Below are 22437 nucleotides of genomic sequence, written 5' to 3' on the forward strand. Positions count from 1 at the left end.
GATGCGTTCTCGGGTTTCTTCATTCGGTCATTTCTTTCTATTCTTGACAAAAGCAATAAGAAGGAGAGAAACAGGAATGATCACTTGAAAGGGGATATGAACATAGAGCGGAAATACCTTCAATCCTTCTTGTATATGTTCCGCATAACTGCTTGCGATTATCATTGATAATATTAAAATCACAATTCCCAGAGGATAAGCCAGCTTGGAAGGTTCTTTGAATTTAAACAAGCTTGCGGTGCCAATCACGGCTCCGTATGTATACACAGTTACTTTAAAGAACCCTCCGATTACAAGGACAAGGATAAAAAACACGTCCAGACGTTCCAAAAACTCTCCGACTTCGATGGACTGTATCGTCGTTAGCATTGGAAAATATGAGCGGGAGGTGAGCATTACACCGAGAACGCTGATGTTTAAGGCCATGGTTATTGCAAGAATAACACCGGTTACGCTTATTGCAAGTACCCCTGCTTTTATCACTTTCTTTGGTTGGGTTAAATAAGAGAAAATCATGGTAAATATAATGATTTCTCCAAAAGGAACATACAACGTTTCTGTAAAAACAGTTTTCATCACAGTGGACGGGTTCTCCAGTACTGGTTGCAAATTCGAGGTATCAATCAGCCCTGTAAGAACAACGAGCAGAAATATGGATAGGATAAGCAGAAACATTATTACAACAAGCAGTTCTCCAGTCCTTGCGATGTTCTCTATCCCTTTATAGACGGTATAAACAACCACAAAAATCATTAAAGCATTCATAACAAACAAAGGGGTTTCTGGATAGGCAAATGTTACCAACGTCTCCCCAATATCTCGCAATACTCTGGAAGCGATCGTGATAAAATAGAGAATGTATAAAAAGGCCAGTGTCCTTCCCAAAAGCTTGCCTATGAGCTCCTCTATGTATTCCGTTGGCAAAATACCGGGGTGATATTGATAAAGTGCATAGTAGACGAAAAATAGTACCATACTGATTGCCATTGCTATAAGAATAATCAGCCAGGCATCCTGCTTTCCATTGATTCCAAGAGAAAGTAAAAAAGAATTGCTTAGTTGAAACAGGACAATAAGGACAAATAGCTGACTTGCGCTAATTCTCGCTTTTTCCACGAATATCCCATCCTTTCTGAATCATTATTTCTTTCACGATAAAAAAGATCCCAACGTTTTTCCAGACTAAGAAATGATGTCTATCTCTTTTTTTCTTGTCGTTTCTGCAGAAAGGAAAACACAGGACGCAAAATTAAGATCAAAATAAGCAGGCACAGTACCGTTAATTCAGGCAGTTCCATAACATATAAAGGGTTAAATGTTTTTAAAATTGTAGATAAATTAAATCCTTGAAGAAGGTCGAACCCTAAGGAAATACCTGCTAAAAGGATGAACATGAATAGAGAAATACCGAGGATCTTCATTTTTATCACTCTCCACTAGTTGTATAAACAATTGGCTGTTCATTGATACCATTGCTTTTCTGATTTGATTATGTTTTTTTATTTTTAAAAAAGGCGATAATCAGCAGGAGGACAGGAATAATAACTTGAAAGGGGAGCTGTGCATAGAGCGGGAACACTTTTAACCCTTCTTGAAGATGCTGTGGATAATTGTTCGCAACAATCATTGATAATAATAGAACCACCATCCCCAGAGGATAGGCTAGCCTTGAAGGCTCTTTGATATTAAACAGGCTTGCTGTACCGATCACAGCTCCATATACATACACACTTACCTTAAAGAATCCGCCGATCACCAGAATAAGAACAAAAATAACGTCCACACGTTCCAAAAACTCCCCGACTTCGATGGACTGTATTGTTGATAACAAAGGAAAGAGAGCACGTTCCGTGAGCGCTAGACCAAGAACACTGATATTTAAAGCCATAGTCAAAGCAAGGATAACACCTGTTGTCCCTATCGCGAAAATAGCCGTTTTTTTCAGTTTCCTTGCTTGATTCAAGTATGGGAAAATCATCGTAAATACAATGATTTCGCCAAAGGGAACATACAATGTTTCTGTGAATGCCGTTTTTATTACCTTAGATGGTTCTTCCAGAAATGGTTTTAGATTCGAGATATCAATCAAGCCTGAGATAGCAATAAGCAGAAGCAAAAATAGCCCAAGCAGACCCATGACTACAAAAAGAAGCTCTCCTGTCCTGGCAACGACTTCAATTCCTTTATATACGGTATAAACAACCACAAGAATTAACAAGGCACTCATAACGAATAAAGGGGTTTCCGGAAAGGCGAGGGATAGCAGCATTACTCCGAATTCCCGCAGTACCCGTGCGGCAGAAAACAAAAAGAAAAGGATGTAGAGGAATGCCAGGGTTCGCCCGAAAACCTTCCCGATAAGTTTTTCCATATAATCCGTCGGCAGAAGAGCAGGATAATACTGGTAAAGTGCCTGATAGACAGAAAATAAGAAGATGCTTACGATCATTGCAATAATAATCGCCAGCCAGCTGTCACGGCCGGCATTGATTGCAAGAGGGATCAATAGGGAATTGCTCAGCTGGAATAAGATCATAAGAATAAACAATTGGCTTGCGCTAATTTTTGCTTTTTCCAAGAGTGAACCCTCCCTTTCTAGTCACTTTTCTTTTCAAGGTCAAAAAGATACGGATTGTTTCTTACACCGGTACGGCGAATAAAGGCCTCGACCGTTATATCGACATCCAATTCAGGAAAGGACACATCCTGCCACTCTTGTTCAAGCTTCTTCCACACATCGGGTTCGGATTGATGCAGCTTTTCTCCAAACCCAAACACGTCGGTTTTATTTTCTTTGGCCTCTTGAACTGCTGCCTCGACCTCTTTCTTAATTTCTTGTCCTAATGCCTTCTCGATTGCAAGCAGTACATGTGGGTCAGTCACATCGACAGGTACTGCAACGGTACGAAGATCACCTTCTGCCCGGATGGTAATTGAAATTGCCGGTTTGCCGTCTTTCATTTGTGCCGATACATCTGTTTTTTGGCGTATCACACGATAGGCGATAGCTTTTTTATGATTTTCCCAGTCAATACTCACAGGTGTTTCATGAATGCGATTCAATCCCCACATTGTTCCTCTTGCCTTTTCCCCGTCGAGCCAATTTACCAGCTTTCCTTCTTTAAAAACAGCTAGGCCATTTGCTTCAAGAATGGCATCAAAATCCGTTGAATGCAGCTGCTCCATTGTTTTCCCCTTCTCCATATCGCCAAGTAATGAAAATCCGCTGACCAAGGGTTCTTTCCCGGTGGAAGTAAGAGATTGAATGAATTCTTGAAGATTGGTGTTTATATTTTCTCCGTACAGTTTTTCGGTAGAATCTAATGTTTTGAGTACATTTTCAGCAGGGATTTGGTCGATTCCCGTTAATACTTTGATAAAATCCCCTGCCTTTATTCCTCGTGTAATCACTACTTTCGCTGTTGCCCGGAACTCAAGAGCGCGTTCCATCGAATCCAAAATTGCTGACAGACCTTCGTCTCTGGCAAGCTCCTCGCTAATGACCAGAAGGCTGGTATGCGAATAATAGAGATCTCTTGAAATTTTTCTTGAGGCACGATTAGACAATTCAGTTGGATTGACTCCTGTCTCGGTAAAGGTGGTTACGGCAGGCCTTTGGCCAGATGCCCCACCCTGAAGTGAGCCGGGGACATTCATTGGATTAATGATTTGAAATGTGCCTACATATTCGCCGTCTTCGTTTTTATCCAATGCATAAGCAGAGATGATTCCTAAATCTGTTAATTCTTTACTGCTCCAGCACCCAGAAAGCAGCGTGAGGCAGATTATCATAAAGCAGGAAATTATCCATTTAAAATTCATTCTTATCTCCTTCTTTCGTATCTGCTCGTACCATCCCCTGTGACATTGGAACTTGCGGTCTTTGGTTCTTTCCTTGACGCACCCTGTTTTTAGCGCTTAAAAATTTCGGTCTTTCATTGAGTGCCCACAATGGTGCGCGAAGAATCGTATCCTTGATGTTGCCTGGTTCAAATGGTGCGAGTGGTGATATATATGGAACTCCAAATGAACGCAAGCTGACAAGATGGACAGTCAGCATAATCAATCCGAGAATGATGCCATAAAAGCCGGCGATGGCAGCACTTAACATAAAAGCAAAACGAATCAATCGGGCAGAGATGGCTATATCATAAGAAGGCGTTGCCAGACTGGCAATAGCTGTAACTGAAACGACGATGACCATTGCCGGCGAGACAATACCAGCCTGGATTGCTCCCTGTCCAATGACAAGTGCCCCGACAATGGATATGGTCGAACTGATCTTGTTTGGCATCCTCAGACCAGCTTCACGCAGAATTTCAAAGGTCACTTCCATAATTAAAGCTTCAACAATCGCCGGGAAAGGGACAGAATCTGTCTGTGAGGCGATAATGATCAGCAGGCCAGTTGGAATCATTTCCTGATGATAGGTGGTAATCGCGACGTAAAGAGCAGGACCAATGAGAGAAATCAAGTACATGAGAACCCGCAGCTGCCGAATGAATGTACTAATCGGAAATCGCATATAGTAATCTTCAGGAGTTTGGAAAAATTGAATCATTACTGCCGGAACAATTAATGCATTTGGCGACCCATTGACAAAAATTGCAATTCTTCCTTCAAGAAGGTTACCAGCTGCAGCATCAGGTCTTTCTGTATGGATAATTGTTGGAAATAAGCCTATGCTCTCATCTTCAATCACTTGTTCAATATAACCTGAATCAAGAATGCTATCGAGATTTACCCGTCTCAAACGGTGGCGAACTTCCTCAACCGTGTCGTTATCGGCTATGCCGTTTATATACATGATCGAAACATCTGTTTTTGTTTGTTTTCCCAAATTCATTGGCTCCACCCATAAATTTGGATTATTAATGATTCGGCGCACGAGCGAAATATTGGTGGCGATGGATTCCGTAAATCCTTCTTTAGATCCGCGAATGGATACTTCCGAGTCCGGCTGCTCAATAGAACGTCTTTCTCCACCCTTGGTACTGCCAATCAAGGCCTCGTTTTTTCCATCCATCAGAATCACAGTGTCACCTGACAATAAAGATTGGAATAATGAATCCCAGTCTTTGGCGGTTTTTACACTCCCAAGTGCAACCACTTTTTCCGAAAGAATCGTGAATGGATCTTTTCCATGAAGTTTTTCTTGAACGTTATTCTCCATCGATTCCACTAAATATTCATTAATGGTTGGGTTGTCCACAAGCCCGTCCGCATAGATGATAGCGGTACGCACTTTAGGGTCATGACCAAATGATATAATGCGGATAATGATATCTGGACTGTTTCCTGTTTTTTCTTTAATAATATTCAAATTTTCAGTGAGCGAAGTGTCGATGCTTTTGGGGTCATCTTTTTCTAAATCTTGACTTTGTTCTTTACGATTCATCTTTTTTAGAAATTTACGGTAGGACATAACATAGGACACCTCGTTGTTGTGATTACCTCTAATTTGTTCAGTAAGTAAATTTTTTATGCACGAACAAGCTGTAATATTCAGGGGAGAACTTGGAAGAAAGAGGGGGTTTTAAAATAAACTGGATAAATTATTTAGAAAGCTTAATAAACTGTTAAATACAATTCGGTCTTATTATATAGGATAAATCCGTATAAGAGTGAAACCTTATAGAGAAGATTTTAGTATTACATAATATATGCGCGTCTGCGTATGATGAGGAGGAAAAGGATGAAGCATTTATATATAAAGCAAAAGGTATTCAGTTTAAGTGAAAAATTTACAGTAAAAGATCAACAAGAAAAAGACGCTTACTATGTGGAAGGGAGTTTTATGCGTATACCAAAAACTTTCTCTATTAAGAATATACAGGGGGAAGAGGTGGCACTGATCACGAAAAAACCAATCAGCTTTTTACCGAAGTTTTTTGTGACGGTGCATGGTCAGGAGGCACTGACAATCAAGAAGAAGCCCTCTTTCTTTAAAGCACGTTATACCATTGATGCTACCAGTATTGAAGTACATGGAAACTGGTGGGATATGAATTTTCAGGTATATCAGCAGGGGGAGCTGGCAGGGAAGGTAAGCAAGGAGTGGTTCACATGGGGAGACAGCTATAAGGTCCAGGCATTGAAAGAAGAGATAGAAACCAGTCTTATTGCACTTGTTGTCGCAATTGATTGTGTGAAGGCGGATCAATCAGCAGCTTCAGCGACAACATTCTCGAATTGATTTTGTAAGTTCTGTTCGAGTCAAAAATAAACTTCTGGGAAACTTAATAGATAACTACTGTATGTAATGATTATCTTAGCTGTTTAAGAAGAGAGCAAGAGAAATGAAAACAGCCTGGTACCGAATTCGGTACCAGGCTGTTGGTTAGATTTTTTTCACGGTATGCTTAAACAGGAGCACTGTTCAAATATTCATTTTAATGTGCTTGCTTGGGATGCTTATTCAAATTGCTCTTCATAGTATTCTTCTAAAGTAATATTTTGTTCCGTTATATATTTAGCTGTTTTTTCACCGACATAACGAACATGCCAAGGCTCATATTGATATCCGGTTATATCTTCTTTACCTTCTGGAAAACGGATAATAAATCCATATTTTGGAGCATTCTCTGCAAGCCATTTTCCTTCCTCTGTTTCCCCAAACTCTGTTACCAATGTTAAATTTACTTCTGCACTGGTTATATCCATAGCCAGTCCGGTTTGATGCTCGCTTTCTCCAGGACGGGCACTGTAGGTATTGGCATGATCCTCTCCATGCTGTGCCGCATTGGCGGTAAATATATCTACTTGCCGGTCATAGGAGCGATAACCAGATTGGGCAAACATTTCTAATTCAGCTTCCTCGGCAGCTGCAAATAATTCTTCTAAGGCATGTGCCGCATTTTCACGCATGTACTTTTGAGGTAAATCCTCGGTGAAAGGGAAAGGCACATCTGGTACGATTAAATCTTCAGGAATATAATCATCCGGGAGTGCAAAGCTTTTGTTTATCAGCGCTAATTCGTCGTATGGATTGCTGCTGATTTCTATTCCTGTTTCTGTTTTTTCGGGTTCTTTAGGAGGTAAAGCTAACCCTTCACCAGGCTCAATCATGTCATCATTCTCCATATAAAGCAGCAATTCTTCTCTAGTTGATTTATTATACACACCCGAAACGACCAAGTCCTCCGATTGTAATTGAAAATCTGTTATAGCCCAGGTTAGTTCTTCATCAAAATTATCCGTCAGTTCTAAATCATAACCGATTGTATTTAGTGCGTTCTTTAATTGGGATACAGCATTATCTGTATCAAATTTCTGCAATAGAGCATCGGGTGGTTCTATTGCCGTTTCTTCTATTTCGTTGCCTTCAATTTCTTGCCCTTTGGCTTCCTTGTCCCTCTCCATATCTCGATCTTCGGGTACTGTCTGTTCAGATGGCGGAGCATCTTCTTGTGATTGAAAGACTTCTTGCGGCTCGCAGCCAATCAGTATGAAACAAATCACAGAAAGGATAATCCAGCTAATTCCTTGCATATTATGATATCTCCTTGCTTTAAAATATTGATTCCATATAATTATTAGGATAGATTTTTTCTGGTAATGAGCTATTTGAAAGAAATAACTTTATTTGGCTCTGCGCAATCAGTTACTAAATTAAGATATAATTTAGTTTCAGTTTTTGCAACAATAATATCAAAAAAATAAAGAAAACTTGGCAAGCCAAGCTTGAAAGCACAGGATTGGTCGCCTTCGTTGGGACTGGGACCGGGGCTGCGATTACTCGCTCCATGAAAACCGCTGGTCTTTCATCGACTAAGTATAGACACGTCGTATGACCAGCAATACTAGGACATCATGTCCGTCGCCCTTTAGTTCTTAAATTCCTTATACTTAAAGTGTAAAAGAGCAGGTCGGTAAACTGGCACTTGTATTCTTCAAATTGTGCTGATGCAGACAATACATGCTTACCCAGCAAGGGCATATGGTGTAGTCATATTTATTATATGACGTATGGAAGTGAAAAAGAAAGGAAAGTGAAGGATAAATTTCAAGGAAGTCATAGCAGGGAAATAAATCTGACTAAAAGGAGTGTTATCTCAGAATATAAGTATGAAAAAAATGGAGAAAGGGAGAAGTGATAAAAAGAAATGCCTGCTGGAGAAATAATGATTTATTTGAACTATAAAAAATGCTCTCCCTATTTTATTGGGAAAGCATTTTCTTAAAATGAATATGATCGTTTCAAAGGTATAATCTAATCTGGGAAAGGCAGAACCTTTTAGAGGAGGCTATCATTACTAGCCTGCCCAAAACATTTTGGGAGCACAGATGCAGCATGCCTTAGACAAATAAAAAAAGGAGCCTTACTTTGTTCTTTCAGCAAATAACCGGCTGATTTCTACAATTACCTTTGCCGCTTTTTCCATATTATCGATAGAAATATATTCAAATTTACCATGGAAGTTTTCCCCGCCTGTAAACAGGTTCGGCGTCGGCAATCCCATAAACGAAATTTGTGAACCGTCTGTACCTCCGCGAACAGGCTGGATAATCGGCTCAATATCAAGGTTTTTAATAGCCTGTTCCGCAATATCTACAATATGTTTGACCGGTTCGATTTTTTCACGCATATTATAGTATTGGTCATCCATTTCTAATTGAACAGCTTTTTCTCCATATCTGCTCTGTATTTCTTCAACATATTGTTTAAGTGTATTTTTACGGGTTTCAAATTTTTCCCGGTCATGATCACGGATGATATAGTATACAGTTGTTTTTTCAACATCACCTTCGACAGAGATAAGATGATAAAAGCCTTCGTATCCTTCTGTATGCTCTGGAGACTCTGCATCAGGAAATTTGCAAATGAATTGTCCAGCTATTTTTCCGGCGTTTACCATTTTATTTTTTGCTGTTCCCGGATGAACGCTGTTTCCATAAAAGGTAACTCTGGCAGCTGCCGCGTTAAAGCTTTCATATTGCAGCTCACCTAATGGACCGCCATCTACGGTATATGCATAGTCACAGCCAAAGCGTTCTACGTCAAATTTATGCGGACCGCGCCCAATCTCTTCATCTGGTGTAAACGCAACACGAATTTTCCCATGCTTGATTTCAGGGTGATTCTTTAAGTATTCAACTGCTGTCATAATTTCAGCGATGCCAGCTTTATCATCAGCACCAAGCAGCGTTGTTCCATCTGTAACCATTAATTGATGTCCTTTATAATGGGAAAGCTCCGGAAAGTTTTCCGGAGAAAGAATGACTTGTAAAGATTCATTCAATACAATATCTCCGCCTTCATAATTGATGACCTTTGGTGATACACCTTTTCCAGTGAAGTCCGTAGCTGTATCCACATGGGCAAGGAAACCAATCGCTGGAATCTCCTTATCTGTGTTAGCTGGCAGGGTAGCCATTAAATAACCATTTTCATCATAAGATACTTCTTCCAGTCCAATTTCCTTCAGTTCGTTTTCCAATAGCTTAATTAAATCCCATTGTCCTGGAGTAGAAGGCGTTGTTTCAGACATCATATCCGATTGAGTATCTATTTTTGCGTAAGTTTCCAGGCGTTTGATTAGTTGTTCCTTCATTAATAAAACTCCTTCTAAGTAGATTTTATTTTGTTAAAAATGGTATGGAGGTGAAAATTACTGCAATTCTAAATTTCACGTTTCCTTGTATATTTTACCACAATCAAAATAAAATCCGTATTAGAATCTTTTAGGGGCTAGTTTAAGTAACAGGCTGCTTTACCCTTTCTTTGTTCCTATTATTCATATATATTCTTTAGGGGAATTTTTTCTGTTAAAATAAACAGGGAATGATATGATTAGAGAAAATAGCAAATGGGAGGGTTAGATTTTGAAAAACATCATTAGCGTAGAAAGATTAAAGAAACGTTTAACACAAGGTAATATTGTTATTGTCGATGTACGATTTAATTTAATGGATGCTGATGCTGGGCGAAAGGCTTATTTACAAGGCCATTTACCTGGTTCTGTTTATATGGATTTAAATAGAGATTTATCTGGAAAAGCGGGTAAGCATGGCGGAAATCACCCTTTACCTGACTGGGATTTGTTTGCAAATAAACTTGGGAAATTGGGTATCTCCAATGATACTGCGGTTGTTGTATATGATCAGGGAAATGATATGTTCGCACCGCGTTTCTGGTGGCTGCTAGACTATTTGGGACATGAAAAAGTATATATTTTAGATGGCGGCTTAGATCGTTGGATCGCGGAAGGAGGCGAACTGACAACAGCAGTTCCGAATCTTCAGCCAACAATCTTTCGAAGCAATAAAAAGGAAAATCGCTATGTTTCCATGGAAGAGGTCAAGGAAAAAATCGGCTCTCCAGAAACAACGATTATTGATGCAAGGGCACGTGCAAGGTATTTAGGGGATGAGGAACCAATGTATGCTCGAGCGGGTCATATACCGGGAGCAGTAAATTATTTTTGGAAGGGCGTTTTAAAAGAAGATGGTACTTGGAAAAACGCAGAGCAGCTAAGAGAGCATTTCTCTGAATTAGATCAGGATGCGGAAATTATTGTTTCCTGCGGCTCAGGTGTTTCAGCCTGTCCGAATATCCTTGCATTGGACAATGCCGGCTTTAAAAATGTAAAGCTGTATCCAGGCAGCTTCAGCGACTGGATTTCTTATGAAAAGAATGAGGTAGCTGTTGGTGAAGAGGATGAATAAAGAGCGCTGTGCCTGGGTGAGTGAAGACCCTGTTTATATTGCTTACCATGATAAAGAGTGGGGGCATCCTGTCTTTGATGATGATCGCTATTTATTTGAGATGCTGATCTTGGAAGGTGCACAGGCTGGATTAAGCTGGGTTACGATTTTAAAGCGCCGGGAAAATTACCGCCGGGCTTTTGATAACTTTGAGCCAGCGATTATTGCTGGTTATTCAGAAGAAAAAGTAGAAGCATTGATGCAGGATGAAGGAATCATCCGAAACAGGCGGAAAATCGAATCAGTGATTAAAAATGCGATCGCGTTTGAACAGGTTCAGAAGGAATTTGGATCATTTGATCAATATATTTGGGGGTTTGTTGACAGAACGCCTATTGTGAATCGGTGGGAAAAGCATGAAGATGTCCCTGCTCAGACAGATTTATCCAAACAAATAAGCAAAGATTTAAAGAAGAGAGGATTTTCCTTTGTCGGCCCGGTGATCTGTTACTCGTTTATGCAGGCAACAGGCATGGTAAATGATCATACGACAAACTGTTTTTTAAGCGGAAATAAAAAATAAAGTGCAGTGATTCGTGAAAATAATTTTACAGCTCGCATTTTTCAGGGAAGTACACGTGCTTTAAGCATAAGAAGCACTTTTCTTTGCTTTACCTGTCTATTATTGTAAAATCAAAATGAATTAATTGAAAAGCATGCATCTGATCTGACGAAACAGAAATAAAATAACTTGCAGGAGGAGACTTAAGAATATGAACTACGTTACGCTTAATAATGGGCTGGAAATGCCGCAGCTTGGTTTTGGTGTCTGGAAGGTAGAAAATAAGGAAGCCATCCCCGCTGTAGAGCATGCGTTAAAGTCCGGTTATCGTTCACTGGATACAGCAAAAGTTTATGGGAATGAAGAAGGTGTTGGACAAGCTATTACAAATAGTGGTGTTCCACGCGAAGAAATCTTTCTCACAACAAAAGTATGGAATGCTGATCATGGGTATGAAGAAACCTTAAAAGCATTTGATGCAAGCCTGGAAAGATTAGGAACAGATTATGTAGATTTATACCTAGTTCATTGGCCTACACCGGCATACGATCAATATATTGATACGTATAAAGCGTTAGAAAAGATCTACAAAGACGGAAAAGCGAAAGCAATTGGTGTATGCAACTTTGAAATCGAGCATTTAGAACGTTTATTAAATGAATGTGAAATAGTACCGGCTGTGAACCAGGTAGAATGCCATCCTTACCTGCAGCAAAAAGAATTACGGGCATTTTGTAAAGAAAAAGGTATTCATGTAGAAGCATACAGCCCGCTGATGAATGGGAAAGATGTATTACAAAATGAAGAATTACAGCAGTTGGCTAAGAAGAAAGGCAAAACCATTGCACAGGTTATTCTTCGCTGGCATCTGCAATCGGATATGATTGTTATTCCAAAATCCGTCACACCTTCTCGGATTGAAGAGAATTTGGATGTGTTTGATTTTGAATTAAGTGAAGAAGAGATGAATGTTATTGGTTCATTAGATCGAAATATCAGAAGTGGATCACATCCAAATGAAATGAATAATCGTTAATTTACCGGTTATGAAGAAAATACCTTCCTGATATGCTGTAAAAGCTATCAGGAAGGTATTTTTTAATGATAAATGTCTGAACAGGATATATAAGTCGCAAGGTACAACTGTAGTTCCTTCAGCACTTTTGTATAATGAAAATTCATTTTATTTTTTAAATAATAATTTATTCGCAATGACTGTAATAATAAACGCACTTGTCAGAGTAACAACCATTGCTATTATAAGCCCCATTAAATTGGTAGAAGCAAACGGAGCTACAAATGTTGGTACATATGCAGTACCTCTGACATTAAAGAAGCCTACTAAAGCGCCACCTAACCCGGCTGAAAAAATGGCTCCTCCAAAGATAATCTTGTTTGAAAACATAAAAGGATAAGCTGATTCTACAAAAGTTCCAAAGCCTAAATTAATTAAGAATCCGGATGTAGCTACAGGAATAGCATCTTTCTGTTTTGGAAATAAAATATTTGCTAGGTTTATTCCTGCTGCAACCATAACAAGAGCTACCATATCAATAGCGCCCAGGAAGCTGACACCGGCTCTTTCCATTTCAAATAAAACAATCGGTAAAATAGCAGCATGGTAAACCCCGCCCAGAATTGCCGGCCATATAAGTAAACCAGCCAGCATGCCGGCAAGAACGGAATTGAAATTAATAGCTTGTTCGATGGCAAATTTAATAAATTCTCCTGCACTGAGAGCGATTGGTCCCAATAGATAGTAGACAATAAGCCCGGATATAATTCCTGATAATCCGGCTGCAAAAATATTAACAGTAGTCATCGGAAATTTGAGCTGGATAAATTTTATAAACAGAAACTCTACTAATAATCCAGCCATAATCCCGGCAATAATCCCGCCGATAATTCCGCCCTCGACAGATAGAACCCCGGCAATTACCCCGGCAACGATGGAAACTTCATCTAAATCGGAAACTTGTTTAGCAGCAACTACTGCAAGAACAACGGGAAGAGCACCAATGATAATATCGAAAACATCTCCAAGACCTTCAAATATTGGGATCTGGCTAAGAGCTAGAATTAAAGCCAGTGAAATAAATGCAGGTAAAGAGGAAGTCATAATCCCTTTAATATTGATTCTTTTGAAGGGATTGGAGCTGGAACGTTCAACAGTGTTTCCAGCCGAGCTTGTGAAAGCCGGACGGAAGTTCATTTTCCAATGTTTCGCTAAAGAAGAAACAAAAGAAATCGCCCTTGTTCTATTTGTAGTTCCAGTGGTCCCGGAGGTTGAAATGACATTGCCTCCGTCTGAGCTGACTGTTGCCATAGCAGTTCCGCCGGTTCCTACAATCGGAATTTTCTTCTCGACTGCGGCTTGAATAGCAAGTTTATTTGTGTTTTTAGGATCAATGCTCATGATGATTAAACCATCTATATGACCATTTTTAATTTCATTGGCAATCTTGTCATCTTCTTGTAATGCTGCTTCATTCGTTTCCTTCAATGTGCCTTTGTACACGATCTCTACCTTTTGATCGTTTAATACAAATAAAGAAGCTTTTGATGAAGCTTTTGCATTATCCATGGAAACTTCTGCACCAATGAATTGTACAGCGCTTACATTGATGTCAGTACTTTTACATTGATTAAAAATCTCTTCTAAAAGCTTAAAAGGATCCTTTCCGCCTAAATTAAATAAATTACCTCCACTGCTTCCTAAAATAGCGATATTTTTCAAGGGAATTCCTCCTGATTATAAAAAATGTTCTTTTATTTTTTATCTATTGCTCAGGCCGTGTGCAAAGGGTTATTGCCTGAGCAGTAGATGAAGGTAAAACCAATACGATTATAAAAGTTCTGAGCAGAAGCCTACACTTCTAAGAATTGCTTGATGACATTTTTTGCTGCATCTTGTACAACGTTATCAATCGATGTTCCTACAACTAAAATTTGGACGCCAGTATTTTTAAATGCTTTTGAGTTTTCAAGGTTTATTCCACCTTCTGCCAGCGTTGGAACTTGAACAGAGGAGACAAGTGCGTGCAGTCTTTCTTTAATTATTTGAGGAATTTCACCAGCTGCTACCCCTTCATAGCTCATTCCTGTCATAAGACCAATCATGTCTACGCCTATACTTTCCATTCGTTTTGCAACCTCAGCTACCTCTTCCGGCGTTTCAGCAGGAATTCCAAATGTATGCAGGTCATCAGGATGACCGATATAAGCATCTACAGTTAAACCATATTTATGTGCTAATTCGACAATTTCCTCAAGATCTGTGAAATTGGATTTATGCGTATGCATGCCATCAGCACCATGAGTTGCCAGCAATTTAATTTCATTATCACTTAATTCTACAGGAACTAGCTCTGTAAAGCCTCCAGGAACACCAACCGTAATAAAAGGTTCGGAACCTACCACATTGCGCACACCTTGTGTTGCTTTAGCTATGTCAGCGATATCAATTTCATGTCGTAAATTTTCGGCATCATGCATGGAAGTAACGCCTTTGTACCCGCGTGCTAATGCCAGTGCAGGATGATTCGGTTCAAGTAATTTTGCCCCGCCGTCTACAGCTGCTTTTGCAAGCCTTGCATCATCACCCGTTATACCAGTACTTAATATGGTTTGTCCACCATGCTCTTCAATTGCCTGCCAAACTCTGGCCATTGCGTTTTTTCTTTTTTTATTCATATCTCCAATAAACATGTAATCGCTCCCTTTTTAATATACGTACTTTAAATGTGCGTACATTTATGTTTTTAATATACACAGTCCTTTTTTATTTGTCAACAGATATTATAAATAAAAAACTATTTCGTTAGTTAACAACGAAATAGTTTTTTAGGAGTATTTAAACAAGATTTATCACAGAGAAACGCCGGTAAGCTTCCGCCTCCAAATAGAGAAGGAAATTTTGTTTTATAGATGACCATTGTCACGGGGGAGACTTAATGTAAAAATATATCGATCAAATGGATATCTGGCAAAAGTGATAAATGCCGGTTTTTGGTTTGTCAAATAGGCTAAGCTTTCCATAAAAACTAAAGGAGAATTTGGCTTTACTTGTAAATGCTCCGCCTGATCATTGCTGGCTGCAACTGCTCCCAATTTCATATCAGCATGTTTTATCGTTAACTTATAGTCATTTTCCAATATTGTATATAAAGAATTATTATCGAGATCCATCTCCGTTAGACCTGGAGCTAAATTGCTGCTTAAATATACTTCTTCCAATGACATAGGCTTCCCATCAGCGAACCGGAGACGATAAATCCTTGTTAGCCGTTCAAATTGAGATAAATTTAATTTTTCTTTAAGTGACTGACTTGGTTTTAAATTATTCTCTATTTCCAGCACCTTTGCAGAGGGAACTTTGTTTAACTCCTTCATTTGCTCAGAGAAACTATTCAAATAGGTCAATTTATAATTTGATTTTCTATAGTTTACAAAAGTTCCTTTTCCCGGCTGTCTATACAGATAACCTTCATTTGTCAGAATGTCCATCACTTTCCGGATAGTATGTCTGCTAACGTTTAAATCACTGCTTAACAGGGTTTCAGGAGGAAGTTGTTCCCCAGGGCCTAACTTTCCATTTTCTATCAAGTCTTTTAGCCACGAATAGACTTGCTTATAAATAGGACCGCCATTTTTATTTAAAGTAAAATTATTTATATCCATAAGTACACCTTTCATTAAACGTTGATATGTATATATAACTGACATAAACACCAATTCTAATTGGAAAAAACTTATCATTCTGCAAAGCTGTTCATGCCGAATTATCTCCGTAACCTGCATTTCATAAAAAGAGAAGAACAACAAATCTGTTTAAGCTGAAAAACTGGCAGGCGACTTGCTGTCTATGTTTCTATATCTCTGGTGGAAGAAAAGCAAAAGTTTCCTTTTCTCAATAGAATTAATGAATTCCTTAATTAAAATTATTTGAAATGCGTTAAACAGTCAGGTTATGCAATTTCTTTTATTTAAAAAAACGTTTTACCGCTTGCTCAAACTCTCTAAAGTATGGCGGAATTTCAGCTGCTGTTAAATTGGCATACATTTGTTCAGCAATAGCCTGGTTATACCATTTTTGCTGGTCATAGCCGGCATTGAAGTTCTTCCAGATATCATCCCCAAGTTCTTTATGCTCTTTCTCCAGTTCCAGAAGATTATCTAATTTATCAGCAATAATCAGATATTTCACTTCTTTGGGAGCATCTCTCAAATGATCTACAGTTGCCTTTTTTCTTTCCCGCCATGACTTTGACTTATCCTCTGTATGTGAAGCGACAAGATCCGCAACCTCTTTCCCGAATCGCTGTTCAATGTCCCCAATACTGACATTTGTATCTTCTACAACGTCATGTAAATAGCCGGCACTAATTAAATCATCTGAACAGCCTTCTTTTTCTAAACGCTCTGCAACACGAATAGGATGCGTGATGTAAGGCTCATTGCAGTTTTTACGTACCTGTCCTTGATGTGCTTTTGTAGCAAAAGCTTTTGCGTCTTCTTTTTTCATTATTTCCTCCCAAAACATAAATAAGTAGTATTATTATAACAGAAAATGCAGGTATAATCTGATTTTTTTCATAATGAGAGGTAAATACACATGTGTCTTTTCAAACAAGTTCATTTGCCTTTCATTTATTGCAGGAAACAAGTACACTAGAATGTAAAGGTAGCTGAGGAAAGTTAAAAATAAACACGCATATCTATTTATTTTTCCAGGAGAGGATGAAGAGTTGAAATTGCCGTTACACACTCTGCTGAAAAAATATTGTGATAAATTGAGATAAGCGAGGGACATTCATGGAAAAAGGAATTAACCAACGTAAAACAGAACATATCCGTCTTTGCCTTGAGGGAGAGGTAGAGGGTGTTAATAAATCAACCGGGCTGGAAGGAATTCATTTTCTTCATAATGCTTTGCCGGAGATCGACTTTGCTGATATTTCATTGGAAACGTCATTTTTAAACAAAGCTTTACAGGCACCGTTTCTTGTCAGTTCCATGACAGGCGGTTCAGAGCTGGCGACAACAATTAACCAAAATTTAGCTTTGGCGGCAGAGCAAAAAGGCTGGGCATTAGCAATTGGTTCAACAAGAGCATTTTTAGAAAGTGACCAGCATAAAGAGTCATTTCTTATCCGTCAACAGGCTCCAACAGTGCCATTGATTGTAAATATTGGAGCTGTTCAATTAAATTATGGGTACGGTGCAGAAGAATGTCAGCAGATTATTGATAAAACAGAGGCTGATTCTATTGTTCTCCATTTAAATTCTCTTCAAGAAGCTGTACAAGACGGTGGAGATTTGAATTTTAAGGATTTATTACCAAAGATAGAGCAGGTTTGTAAGCAGGTGGAAGCACCAGTCGGTGTCAAAGAAGTAGGATTTGGTATCGATGGAGAAGCTGCAAAAAGGCTTTATGATGCAGGGATTTCCTATATTGATGTGGCTGGAGCCGGCGGGACATCCTGGAGCCAGGTGGAAAAGCTGCGCTCAAAGGATTCGTTAAAGAAGGCAGCTGCAGAAGCGTTTAATAACTGGGGAAATCCAACCAAGGATTGTCTTGTATCTGTACGCAGCCGGCTTCCTGAAGCACCGCTTGTCGCAAGCGGCGGTATGAAAACAGGGGTGGATGCGGCCAAAGCAATTACAATCGGTGCCGATATAATTGGTTATGCGAGACATTTGCTTCAAGCAGCGACAGAATCTGAAGAAGCTGTTGTTCAAACAATGGAACAATTAGAATTAGAGCTGAAGATGACCATGTTTGGTATTGGAGCTGTCAATTTGCAGGAACTGAAAAATACGAAGCGTGTATCCATTAATGGAAGATCGCTTTTAGATGCATAAAGAGACGTGGGAGAAATCCTGCGTTTTTTCATGAATAAAGATGTTTTACGTATTTTGAAAAGGGAAAACTCCAAGTAAAAGGAGGTATCCTTATGGTTTGGACATTAAATGATTATCCCGAATCTATGAAAAATCTGGACAAGCCTGTCCGCAAAAAAGCAATAGATATTGCCAATTCTATGCTTGATGATGGTTATAAGGAAGGACGGGCTATTCCGATAGCTATTGAGCAGGCTAAGGAATGGTATCAAAATGCGGATGAAGAAGAGATTCACAGCTATGAAAAAGGCGGAAAACCAACACAGCGCTCTAAGGAAGGGAAAGAGAAAACAAATAATCCGGAGCGGCTGGAAGAGGGAGAAGAAGTCTATAAGCATGATGAAGGCTGGGCTGTAGCATCTTCAGGTTCCAGTCAGGCCAGTGAAGTTTATGATACGAAAAATGGGGCTGTGGAAAGAGCTGCAGAAATTGCAAAAAACAAAGGGACTTCCTTAACGATTTATCGGGCAGATGGAACGGTAGAAGATACAAGAAATTACTAATTGAAAATGAGTGCAGATTACTTTGTTCCCGGGTTTCCTTGTGCTAAAATAAGTGAGGAAATTGAGGTGAACATATATGAAAGTTGAAATTTGGTCTGATTTTGTATGTCCATTTTGCTATATTGGAAAACGCCGGTTTGAACATGCTTTGCAGAAATTTCCTCAACGAGATCAAGTAGCAGTTCAGTATAGAAGCTATCAGCTTGATCCAACTGCTTCGTATATCCCGGAAAAAAACTATGCCGAGACATTTTCTGAGTTGAAAGGTATTTCTTTAGAACAGGTATATGCTATGAATAAACAGGTAGCGGATCAGGCAACAGAAGTTGGTTTAACCTACCATTTTGATACGATGAAATACAGTAATACATTTGATGCGCATCGAATTGCGAAGTTAGCGGCAGAGAATGACAAAGGGCTTGAACTGACTGAGCGTTTCTTTCAGGCTTATTTTACAGATTCTGAACTTATAAGTGATAAAAATACACTGATACGGTTAGCGGAAGAAATCGGCTTGGATCGTAAAGATACAGAACAGGTATTGGATGGCTGTAAATTTCGCAATAAAGTCAATGAGGATATTGACTTAGCAAAACAACTGGGTGTCCAGGGTGTACCATTCTTTGTATTTAATGAGAAATATGCTGTGTCTGGTGCGCAGCCGGAGCAAACATTTACGCAAGTGCTTGAAAAGGTGTGGCAGGAAGAGCAGCAAAAGCCTGTTTTGCAATCATTGAATCCAAATGAGAATCAAACATCCTATTGTACAGGTGACGGATGTGAGCATAAATAAAGCTGGAATACGCTTCAGGTGCTCCGGTTTTATGAAAAGTAAGTACCCCTAAAACCGTTGCAGTGCGATAATTTTGACAAAAAATTGAACGGAATAATCAAAAAAACTGTCATTATTGGCAGTTTTTTTGATTATCACGACATTTATATGAATCTTTCATTGACGCTGGCTGAAATTTTGGTATACTAGGTATTGTCATCTAATTGATAATGAATATCATTCTTATTTAGAACGATTAGAATTTGATAATAATTATTATCTGGGTTCAGTTTGAATGAAATACAGGATAAAGAAGTTTGATGAACTTCTGTCGGGAAAGGCTTTGCATGTTATGAAGATTTGGCACTTGGTTACATTATTAATTCTCTTTTCGTTTACTTCTGTTTTTTTAGGAGTAACCGATTTGTCACCAAAACATATTTTTAACCTTTCAGAGACGCAGCAGCAGGTTTTGCTAACAAGTCGTCTTCCCCGGCTGATTAGTATTTTAGTAGCTGGAGCAAGCATGAGTATTGTCGGTCTGATTATGCAGCAGCTGAGCAGAAACCGTTTTGTGTCCCCAACAACAGCGGGGACAATGGATGCCGCCAGACTCGGGATTCTTGTGTCATTAATGTTATTTACTGCAGCAAGTCCGCTTCTGCAAATGACAATATCATTTGTATTCGCTTTACTAGGAACGCTCATATTTATGAAGATTTTGGAAAAGGTTAAATTTAAAGATGCCATCTTCATTCCATTGATTGGTCTTATGTTTGGGAATATTATCAGCTCTATTTCGACCTTTATCGCATACCAGAATGATTTAGTACAAAATATGTCATCCTGGATGCAAGGCGATTTTTCCATGATTATGAGTGGGACTTACGAATTAATGCTGGTTAGTATTCCAATCCTGATTCTCGCTTATATTTTTGCGAATAAGTTTACGATAGCCGGTATGGGCGAGGATTTCGCAAAGAATCTTGGACTGAATTACAGACAAGTGGTGAATATCGGGTTAGTTATCAGTGCACTTGTTACGGCTTCTGTTGTCTTAACGGTGGGTGTGATTCCTTTTTTAGGATTGATTATCCCTAATATTGTTGCCATCTATCAGGGTGACCATTTAAAAAGGACATTGCTGCATACTGCTTTACTCGGAGCTGTATTCGTTCTGTTCTGTGACATTATTGGAAGGATTGTCATTTACCCATATGAAATTCCAATCAGCCTGACAGTGGGAGTTATTGGAAGTGCTGTGTTTATTTTCCTTCTGTTAAGGAGGAGAAAATATGGGTTATAAAATGAAAACATGGATACTCGCTGTTATTGCAGTTATTTTGATGGCATTGTATGTGTTTTACGGTTTAACTGGAAATATTGGTTATGTATTACCTAGACGCTTACTGAATTTACTTGCCATTTGTTTAACCGGGGGAGCTATTGCATTTGCAACAACCATTTTTATGACGACTACCAATAACCGTATTTTGACACCAAGTGTTTTAGGTTTAGATTCTTTATATATGCTAATTCAAACCATTATTATCTTCTTCTTTGGTTCGAATATGATGGTGCTCTTAGGTGGCTCTGTAAATTATCTGATTTCAATTGCCGGTATGATTCTCTTTTCATTATTTCTTTATCAATTTTTGTTTAAAGGTGAAAAGAATAATATTTATTTTCTATTGTTAATCGGAATGATTTTAGGTACCTTCTTTGGAAGCTTTACAGATTTTATGCAGGTTTTAATTGATCCCAATGAATTTATGATGGTTCAGGATCGAATGTTTGCAAGTATTAACAATGTGAATACTGATTTGCTTTATATCTCCATAGGGATTATAGCCATAACATTTATCTACTTTATGCGTTTTTACAAATACTTAGATGTCTTATCCCTTGGCAGAGAAGAGGCAATCAATTTAGGTGTTCCTTATCATTACGTTGTGAAAAGACTGCTTATTATCGTTGTTATTCTTATCTCAGTAGCAACTGCTTTAATTGGTCCGATTACATTTTTAGGACTACTCGTGGTGAATGTTTCGTATGAATTAATGAAGACCTATCGTCATTTTTATATTATATTGGGAGCAGTGCTTGTCAGTATGATTGCTCTTGTCGGCGGGCAGTTTCTCGTTGAGCGTCTGTTTACCTTCAGTACAACGATTAGTGTTATCATTAATTTTATTGGCGGATTATACTTTATATACCTGTTGTTAAAGGAGAATCGAAAATGGTAAAACTCAAGAATGTTTTCAAAGCCTATAATCAAAGAAAGGTTATAGAGGATGTGTCGTTAGACATTGAAAAAGGAACAATAACCTCTTTTATTGGTCCCAATGGTGCCGGGAAAAGTACGCTTGTATCGATGATCAGCCGTCTTATTTCCAAGGACGATGGAGCGATTACCATCGATGGCAAGGATATTATGCAGACGAAGAATAATGAAATGGCTAAGAAAATATCGATTTTGAAGCAAACGAATGCTGTTAATTTAAAATTAACGATTCGTGAGCTTGTATCATTTGGCAGATTCCCTTATTCACAAGGAAGATTAACAAAGGTGGATGAAGAGAAAATTGATGAAGCCATTGATTATATGGAACTCCGCGACATACAGGATAAGTACTTGGATGAACTGAGTGGGGGACAACGTCAGCGTGCGCATATTGCGATGGTTATTGCACAGGATACAGAATACATCCTGTTGGATGAACCATTGAATAACTTAGACATGCGTCACTCTGTGCAAATTATGAAGACATTGCGCAATCTTGTCAATGAAATGGGAAAGACGATTCTTCTTGTTATCCATGATATTAACTTTGCTTCCTGTTATTCCGATCACATTGTCGCATTAAAGGATGGCAAAATTGTTAAACAAGGAAGAACTTGTGACGTGATTGACCAATGTGTGTTAAAGGATATCTATGATATGGATATTGATATTAAAGAAATAGATGAAAGAAAAATATGCGTTTATTTCTAACTTAATAAAGAAACAATAAAAAAGGCCCTTTAATATCAATAGATACTAAAGGAAC

Annotated in this window: 21 protein-coding genes; 10 read left to right on the forward strand and 11 right to left on the reverse strand. The window is 38.7% G+C overall.

What is annotated here, in order from left to right; translation table 11 throughout:
* Window positions 1–27: 27 nt before the first annotated feature.
* The 5 genes from FLK20_RS08290 to FLK20_RS08305 form a co-directional block, all read right to left on the reverse strand.
* Window positions 28–1116, reverse strand: a complete 1089-nt coding sequence (locus tag FLK20_RS08290; protein WP_152656091.1) for a GerAB/ArcD/ProY family transporter — start codon at window positions 1114–1116, stop codon at window positions 28–30.
* Between the two features lie 80 nt (window positions 1117–1196).
* On the reverse strand, window positions 1197–1421 hold the full coding sequence (locus FLK20_RS22380) for a YczF family membrane protein (protein WP_483310477.1): 225 nt from the start codon (window positions 1419–1421) through the stop codon (window positions 1197–1199).
* Between the two features lie 68 nt (window positions 1422–1489).
* A complete protein-coding gene (locus tag FLK20_RS08295; protein ID WP_152656092.1) occupies window positions 1490–2578 on the reverse strand; it encodes a GerAB/ArcD/ProY family transporter in 1089 nt (362 codons plus the stop codon).
* A 17-nt stretch (window positions 2579–2595) separates the two neighbouring features.
* Window positions 2596–3822: a Ger(x)C family spore germination protein gene (locus FLK20_RS08300; protein ID WP_152656093.1), complete on the reverse strand. Its 1227-nt coding sequence runs from the start codon at window positions 3820–3822 to the stop codon at window positions 2596–2598.
* Window positions 3812–5425, reverse strand: a complete 1614-nt coding sequence (locus tag FLK20_RS08305; protein ID WP_152656094.1) for a spore germination protein — start codon at window positions 5423–5425, stop codon at window positions 3812–3814. Before FLK20_RS08305 ends, FLK20_RS08300 begins: the two co-directional genes overlap by 11 nt.
* Before the next feature lie 270 nt (window positions 5426–5695).
* On the opposite strand from FLK20_RS08305, the gene FLK20_RS08310 reads away from it, so the two are divergent.
* A complete protein-coding gene (locus FLK20_RS08310) occupies window positions 5696–6196 on the forward strand; it encodes an LURP-one-related/scramblase family protein (RefSeq protein WP_152656095.1) in 501 nt (166 codons plus the stop codon).
* A gap of 218 nt (window positions 6197–6414) precedes the next feature.
* Here FLK20_RS08310 and FLK20_RS08315 read toward each other — a convergent pair whose 3' ends face one another.
* Window positions 6415–7491: a D-alanyl-D-alanine carboxypeptidase family protein gene (locus FLK20_RS08315; RefSeq protein WP_152656096.1), complete on the reverse strand. Its 1077-nt coding sequence runs from the start codon at window positions 7489–7491 to the stop codon at window positions 6415–6417.
* Between the two features lie 830 nt (window positions 7492–8321).
* Window positions 8322–9554, reverse strand: coding sequence for a peptidase T (gene pepT / locus FLK20_RS08320; protein ID WP_152656097.1), 1233 nt, complete (start codon window positions 9552–9554; stop codon window positions 8322–8324).
* 271 nt (window positions 9555–9825) lie between these two features.
* On the opposite strand from pepT, the gene FLK20_RS08325 reads away from it, so the two are divergent.
* From FLK20_RS08325 to FLK20_RS08335, 3 genes are all read left to right on the forward strand, one after another.
* Window positions 9826–10668 (forward strand): sulfurtransferase, encoded by an 843-nt coding sequence (locus tag FLK20_RS08325; RefSeq protein WP_152656098.1) that lies wholly within the window; start codon window positions 9826–9828, stop codon window positions 10666–10668.
* The gene (locus FLK20_RS08330) at window positions 10661–11230 is read left to right on the forward strand and encodes a DNA-3-methyladenine glycosylase I (protein WP_152656187.1); all 570 of its coding nucleotides are present in this window, start codon (window positions 10661–10663) and stop codon (window positions 11228–11230) included. The genes FLK20_RS08325 and FLK20_RS08330 overlap by 8 nt, the downstream gene beginning before the upstream one ends.
* A gap of 190 nt (window positions 11231–11420) precedes the next feature.
* Entirely contained in the window at window positions 11421–12245 is an 825-nt protein-coding gene (locus tag FLK20_RS08335) for an aldo/keto reductase (protein WP_152656099.1), read from the forward strand.
* 147 nt (window positions 12246–12392) lie between these two features.
* Here the strand turns inward: FLK20_RS08335 and FLK20_RS08340 are convergent, their stop codons facing one another.
* From FLK20_RS08340 to FLK20_RS08355, 4 genes are all read right to left on the reverse strand, one after another.
* Window positions 12393–13946 (reverse strand): PTS sugar transporter, encoded by a 1554-nt coding sequence (locus tag FLK20_RS08340; protein WP_152656100.1) that lies wholly within the window; start codon window positions 13944–13946, stop codon window positions 12393–12395.
* A 131-nt stretch (window positions 13947–14077) separates the two neighbouring features.
* Window positions 14078–14917: a beta/alpha barrel domain-containing protein gene (locus FLK20_RS08345; protein WP_152656101.1), complete on the reverse strand. Its 840-nt coding sequence runs from the start codon at window positions 14915–14917 to the stop codon at window positions 14078–14080.
* A 213-nt stretch (window positions 14918–15130) separates the two neighbouring features.
* Window positions 15131–15889, reverse strand: coding sequence for a GntR family transcriptional regulator (locus FLK20_RS08350; RefSeq protein WP_194165578.1), 759 nt, complete (start codon window positions 15887–15889; stop codon window positions 15131–15133).
* A gap of 301 nt (window positions 15890–16190) precedes the next feature.
* Window positions 16191–16733, reverse strand: coding sequence for an HD domain-containing protein (locus FLK20_RS08355; protein ID WP_152656103.1), 543 nt, complete (start codon window positions 16731–16733; stop codon window positions 16191–16193).
* Window positions 16734–17023: 290 nt separating this feature from the next.
* Between FLK20_RS08355 and fni the strand changes: the two genes are divergently transcribed.
* The 6 genes from fni (at window position 17024) to FLK20_RS08385 (ending at window position 22382) form a co-directional block, all read left to right on the forward strand.
* A complete protein-coding gene (fni, locus tag FLK20_RS08360) occupies window positions 17024–18073 on the forward strand; it encodes a type 2 isopentenyl-diphosphate Delta-isomerase (protein ID WP_152656104.1) in 1050 nt (349 codons plus the stop codon).
* 92 nt (window positions 18074–18165) lie between these two features.
* Window positions 18166–18615 (forward strand): DUF2188 domain-containing protein, encoded by a 450-nt coding sequence (locus FLK20_RS08365; RefSeq protein ID WP_152656105.1) that lies wholly within the window; start codon window positions 18166–18168, stop codon window positions 18613–18615.
* Between the two features lie 76 nt (window positions 18616–18691).
* Window positions 18692–19408, forward strand: coding sequence for a DsbA family oxidoreductase (locus FLK20_RS08370; RefSeq protein WP_152656106.1), 717 nt, complete (start codon window positions 18692–18694; stop codon window positions 19406–19408).
* 331 nt (window positions 19409–19739) lie between these two features.
* A complete protein-coding gene (locus FLK20_RS08375) occupies window positions 19740–20693 on the forward strand; it encodes an ABC transporter permease (protein ID WP_152656107.1) in 954 nt (317 codons plus the stop codon).
* Window positions 20683–21633 (forward strand): iron chelate uptake ABC transporter family permease subunit, encoded by a 951-nt coding sequence (locus FLK20_RS08380; protein WP_152656108.1) that lies wholly within the window; start codon window positions 20683–20685, stop codon window positions 21631–21633. Before FLK20_RS08375 ends, FLK20_RS08380 begins: the two co-directional genes overlap by 11 nt.
* Window positions 21627–22382 carry an iron ABC transporter ATP-binding protein gene (locus FLK20_RS08385; protein ID WP_152656109.1) on the forward strand — a complete coding sequence of 252 codons (756 nt, stop codon included), beginning with the start codon at window positions 21627–21629 and terminating at the stop codon, window positions 22380–22382. The genes FLK20_RS08380 and FLK20_RS08385 overlap by 7 nt, the downstream gene beginning before the upstream one ends.
* The last annotated feature ends 55 nt before the right edge of the window (window positions 22383–22437 follow it).

This window comes from Oceanobacillus sp. CFH 90083 (assembly GCF_009389585.1).
Taxonomy (GTDB): Bacteria; Bacillota; Bacilli; order Bacillales; family Amphibacillaceae; genus Oceanobacillus.

What these genes read in the sequence shown, in the direction of transcription:
- FLK20_RS22380 (WP_483310477.1), bottom strand. Translation starts at nt 1,421, where the DNA reads ATGAAGATCCTCGGTATTTCTCTATTCATGTTCATCCTTTTAGCAGGT.
- FLK20_RS08300 (WP_152656093.1), bottom strand. Translation starts at nt 3,822, where the DNA reads ATGAATTTTAAATGGATAATTTCCTGCTTTATGATAATCTGCCTCACG.
- FLK20_RS08305 (WP_152656094.1), bottom strand. Translation starts at nt 5,425, where the DNA reads ATGTCCTACCGTAAATTTCTAAAAAAGATGAATCGTAAAGAACAAAGT.
- FLK20_RS08310 (WP_152656095.1), top strand. Translation starts at nt 5,696, where the DNA reads ATGAAGCATTTATATATAAAGCAAAAGGTATTCAGTTTAAGTGAAAAA.
- FLK20_RS08315 (WP_152656096.1), bottom strand. Translation starts at nt 7,491, where the DNA reads ATGCAAGGAATTAGCTGGATTATCCTTTCTGTGATTTGTTTCATACTG.
- pepT (WP_152656097.1), bottom strand. Translation starts at nt 9,554, where the DNA reads ATGAAGGAACAACTAATCAAACGCCTGGAAACTTACGCAAAAATAGAT.
- FLK20_RS08330 (WP_152656187.1), top strand. Translation starts at nt 10,661, where the DNA reads ATGAATAAAGAGCGCTGTGCCTGGGTGAGTGAAGACCCTGTTTATATT.
- FLK20_RS08335 (WP_152656099.1), top strand. Translation starts at nt 11,421, where the DNA reads ATGAACTACGTTACGCTTAATAATGGGCTGGAAATGCCGCAGCTTGGT.
- FLK20_RS08345 (WP_152656101.1), bottom strand. Translation starts at nt 14,917, where the DNA reads ATGTTTATTGGAGATATGAATAAAAAAAGAAAAAACGCAATGGCCAGA.
- FLK20_RS08350 (WP_194165578.1), bottom strand. Translation starts at nt 15,889, where the DNA reads ATGGATATAAATAATTTTACTTTAAATAAAAATGGCGGTCCTATTTAT.
- FLK20_RS08355 (WP_152656103.1), bottom strand. Translation starts at nt 16,733, where the DNA reads ATGAAAAAAGAAGACGCAAAAGCTTTTGCTACAAAAGCACATCAAGGA.
- fni (WP_152656104.1), top strand. Translation starts at nt 17,024, where the DNA reads ATGGAAAAAGGAATTAACCAACGTAAAACAGAACATATCCGTCTTTGC.
- FLK20_RS08365 (WP_152656105.1), top strand. Translation starts at nt 18,166, where the DNA reads ATGGTTTGGACATTAAATGATTATCCCGAATCTATGAAAAATCTGGAC.
- FLK20_RS08370 (WP_152656106.1), top strand. Translation starts at nt 18,692, where the DNA reads ATGAAAGTTGAAATTTGGTCTGATTTTGTATGTCCATTTTGCTATATT.
- FLK20_RS08375 (WP_152656107.1), top strand. Translation starts at nt 19,740, where the DNA reads ATGAAGATTTGGCACTTGGTTACATTATTAATTCTCTTTTCGTTTACT.
- FLK20_RS08380 (WP_152656108.1), top strand. Translation starts at nt 20,683, where the DNA reads ATGGGTTATAAAATGAAAACATGGATACTCGCTGTTATTGCAGTTATT.
- FLK20_RS08385 (WP_152656109.1), top strand. Translation starts at nt 21,627, where the DNA reads ATGGTAAAACTCAAGAATGTTTTCAAAGCCTATAATCAAAGAAAGGTT.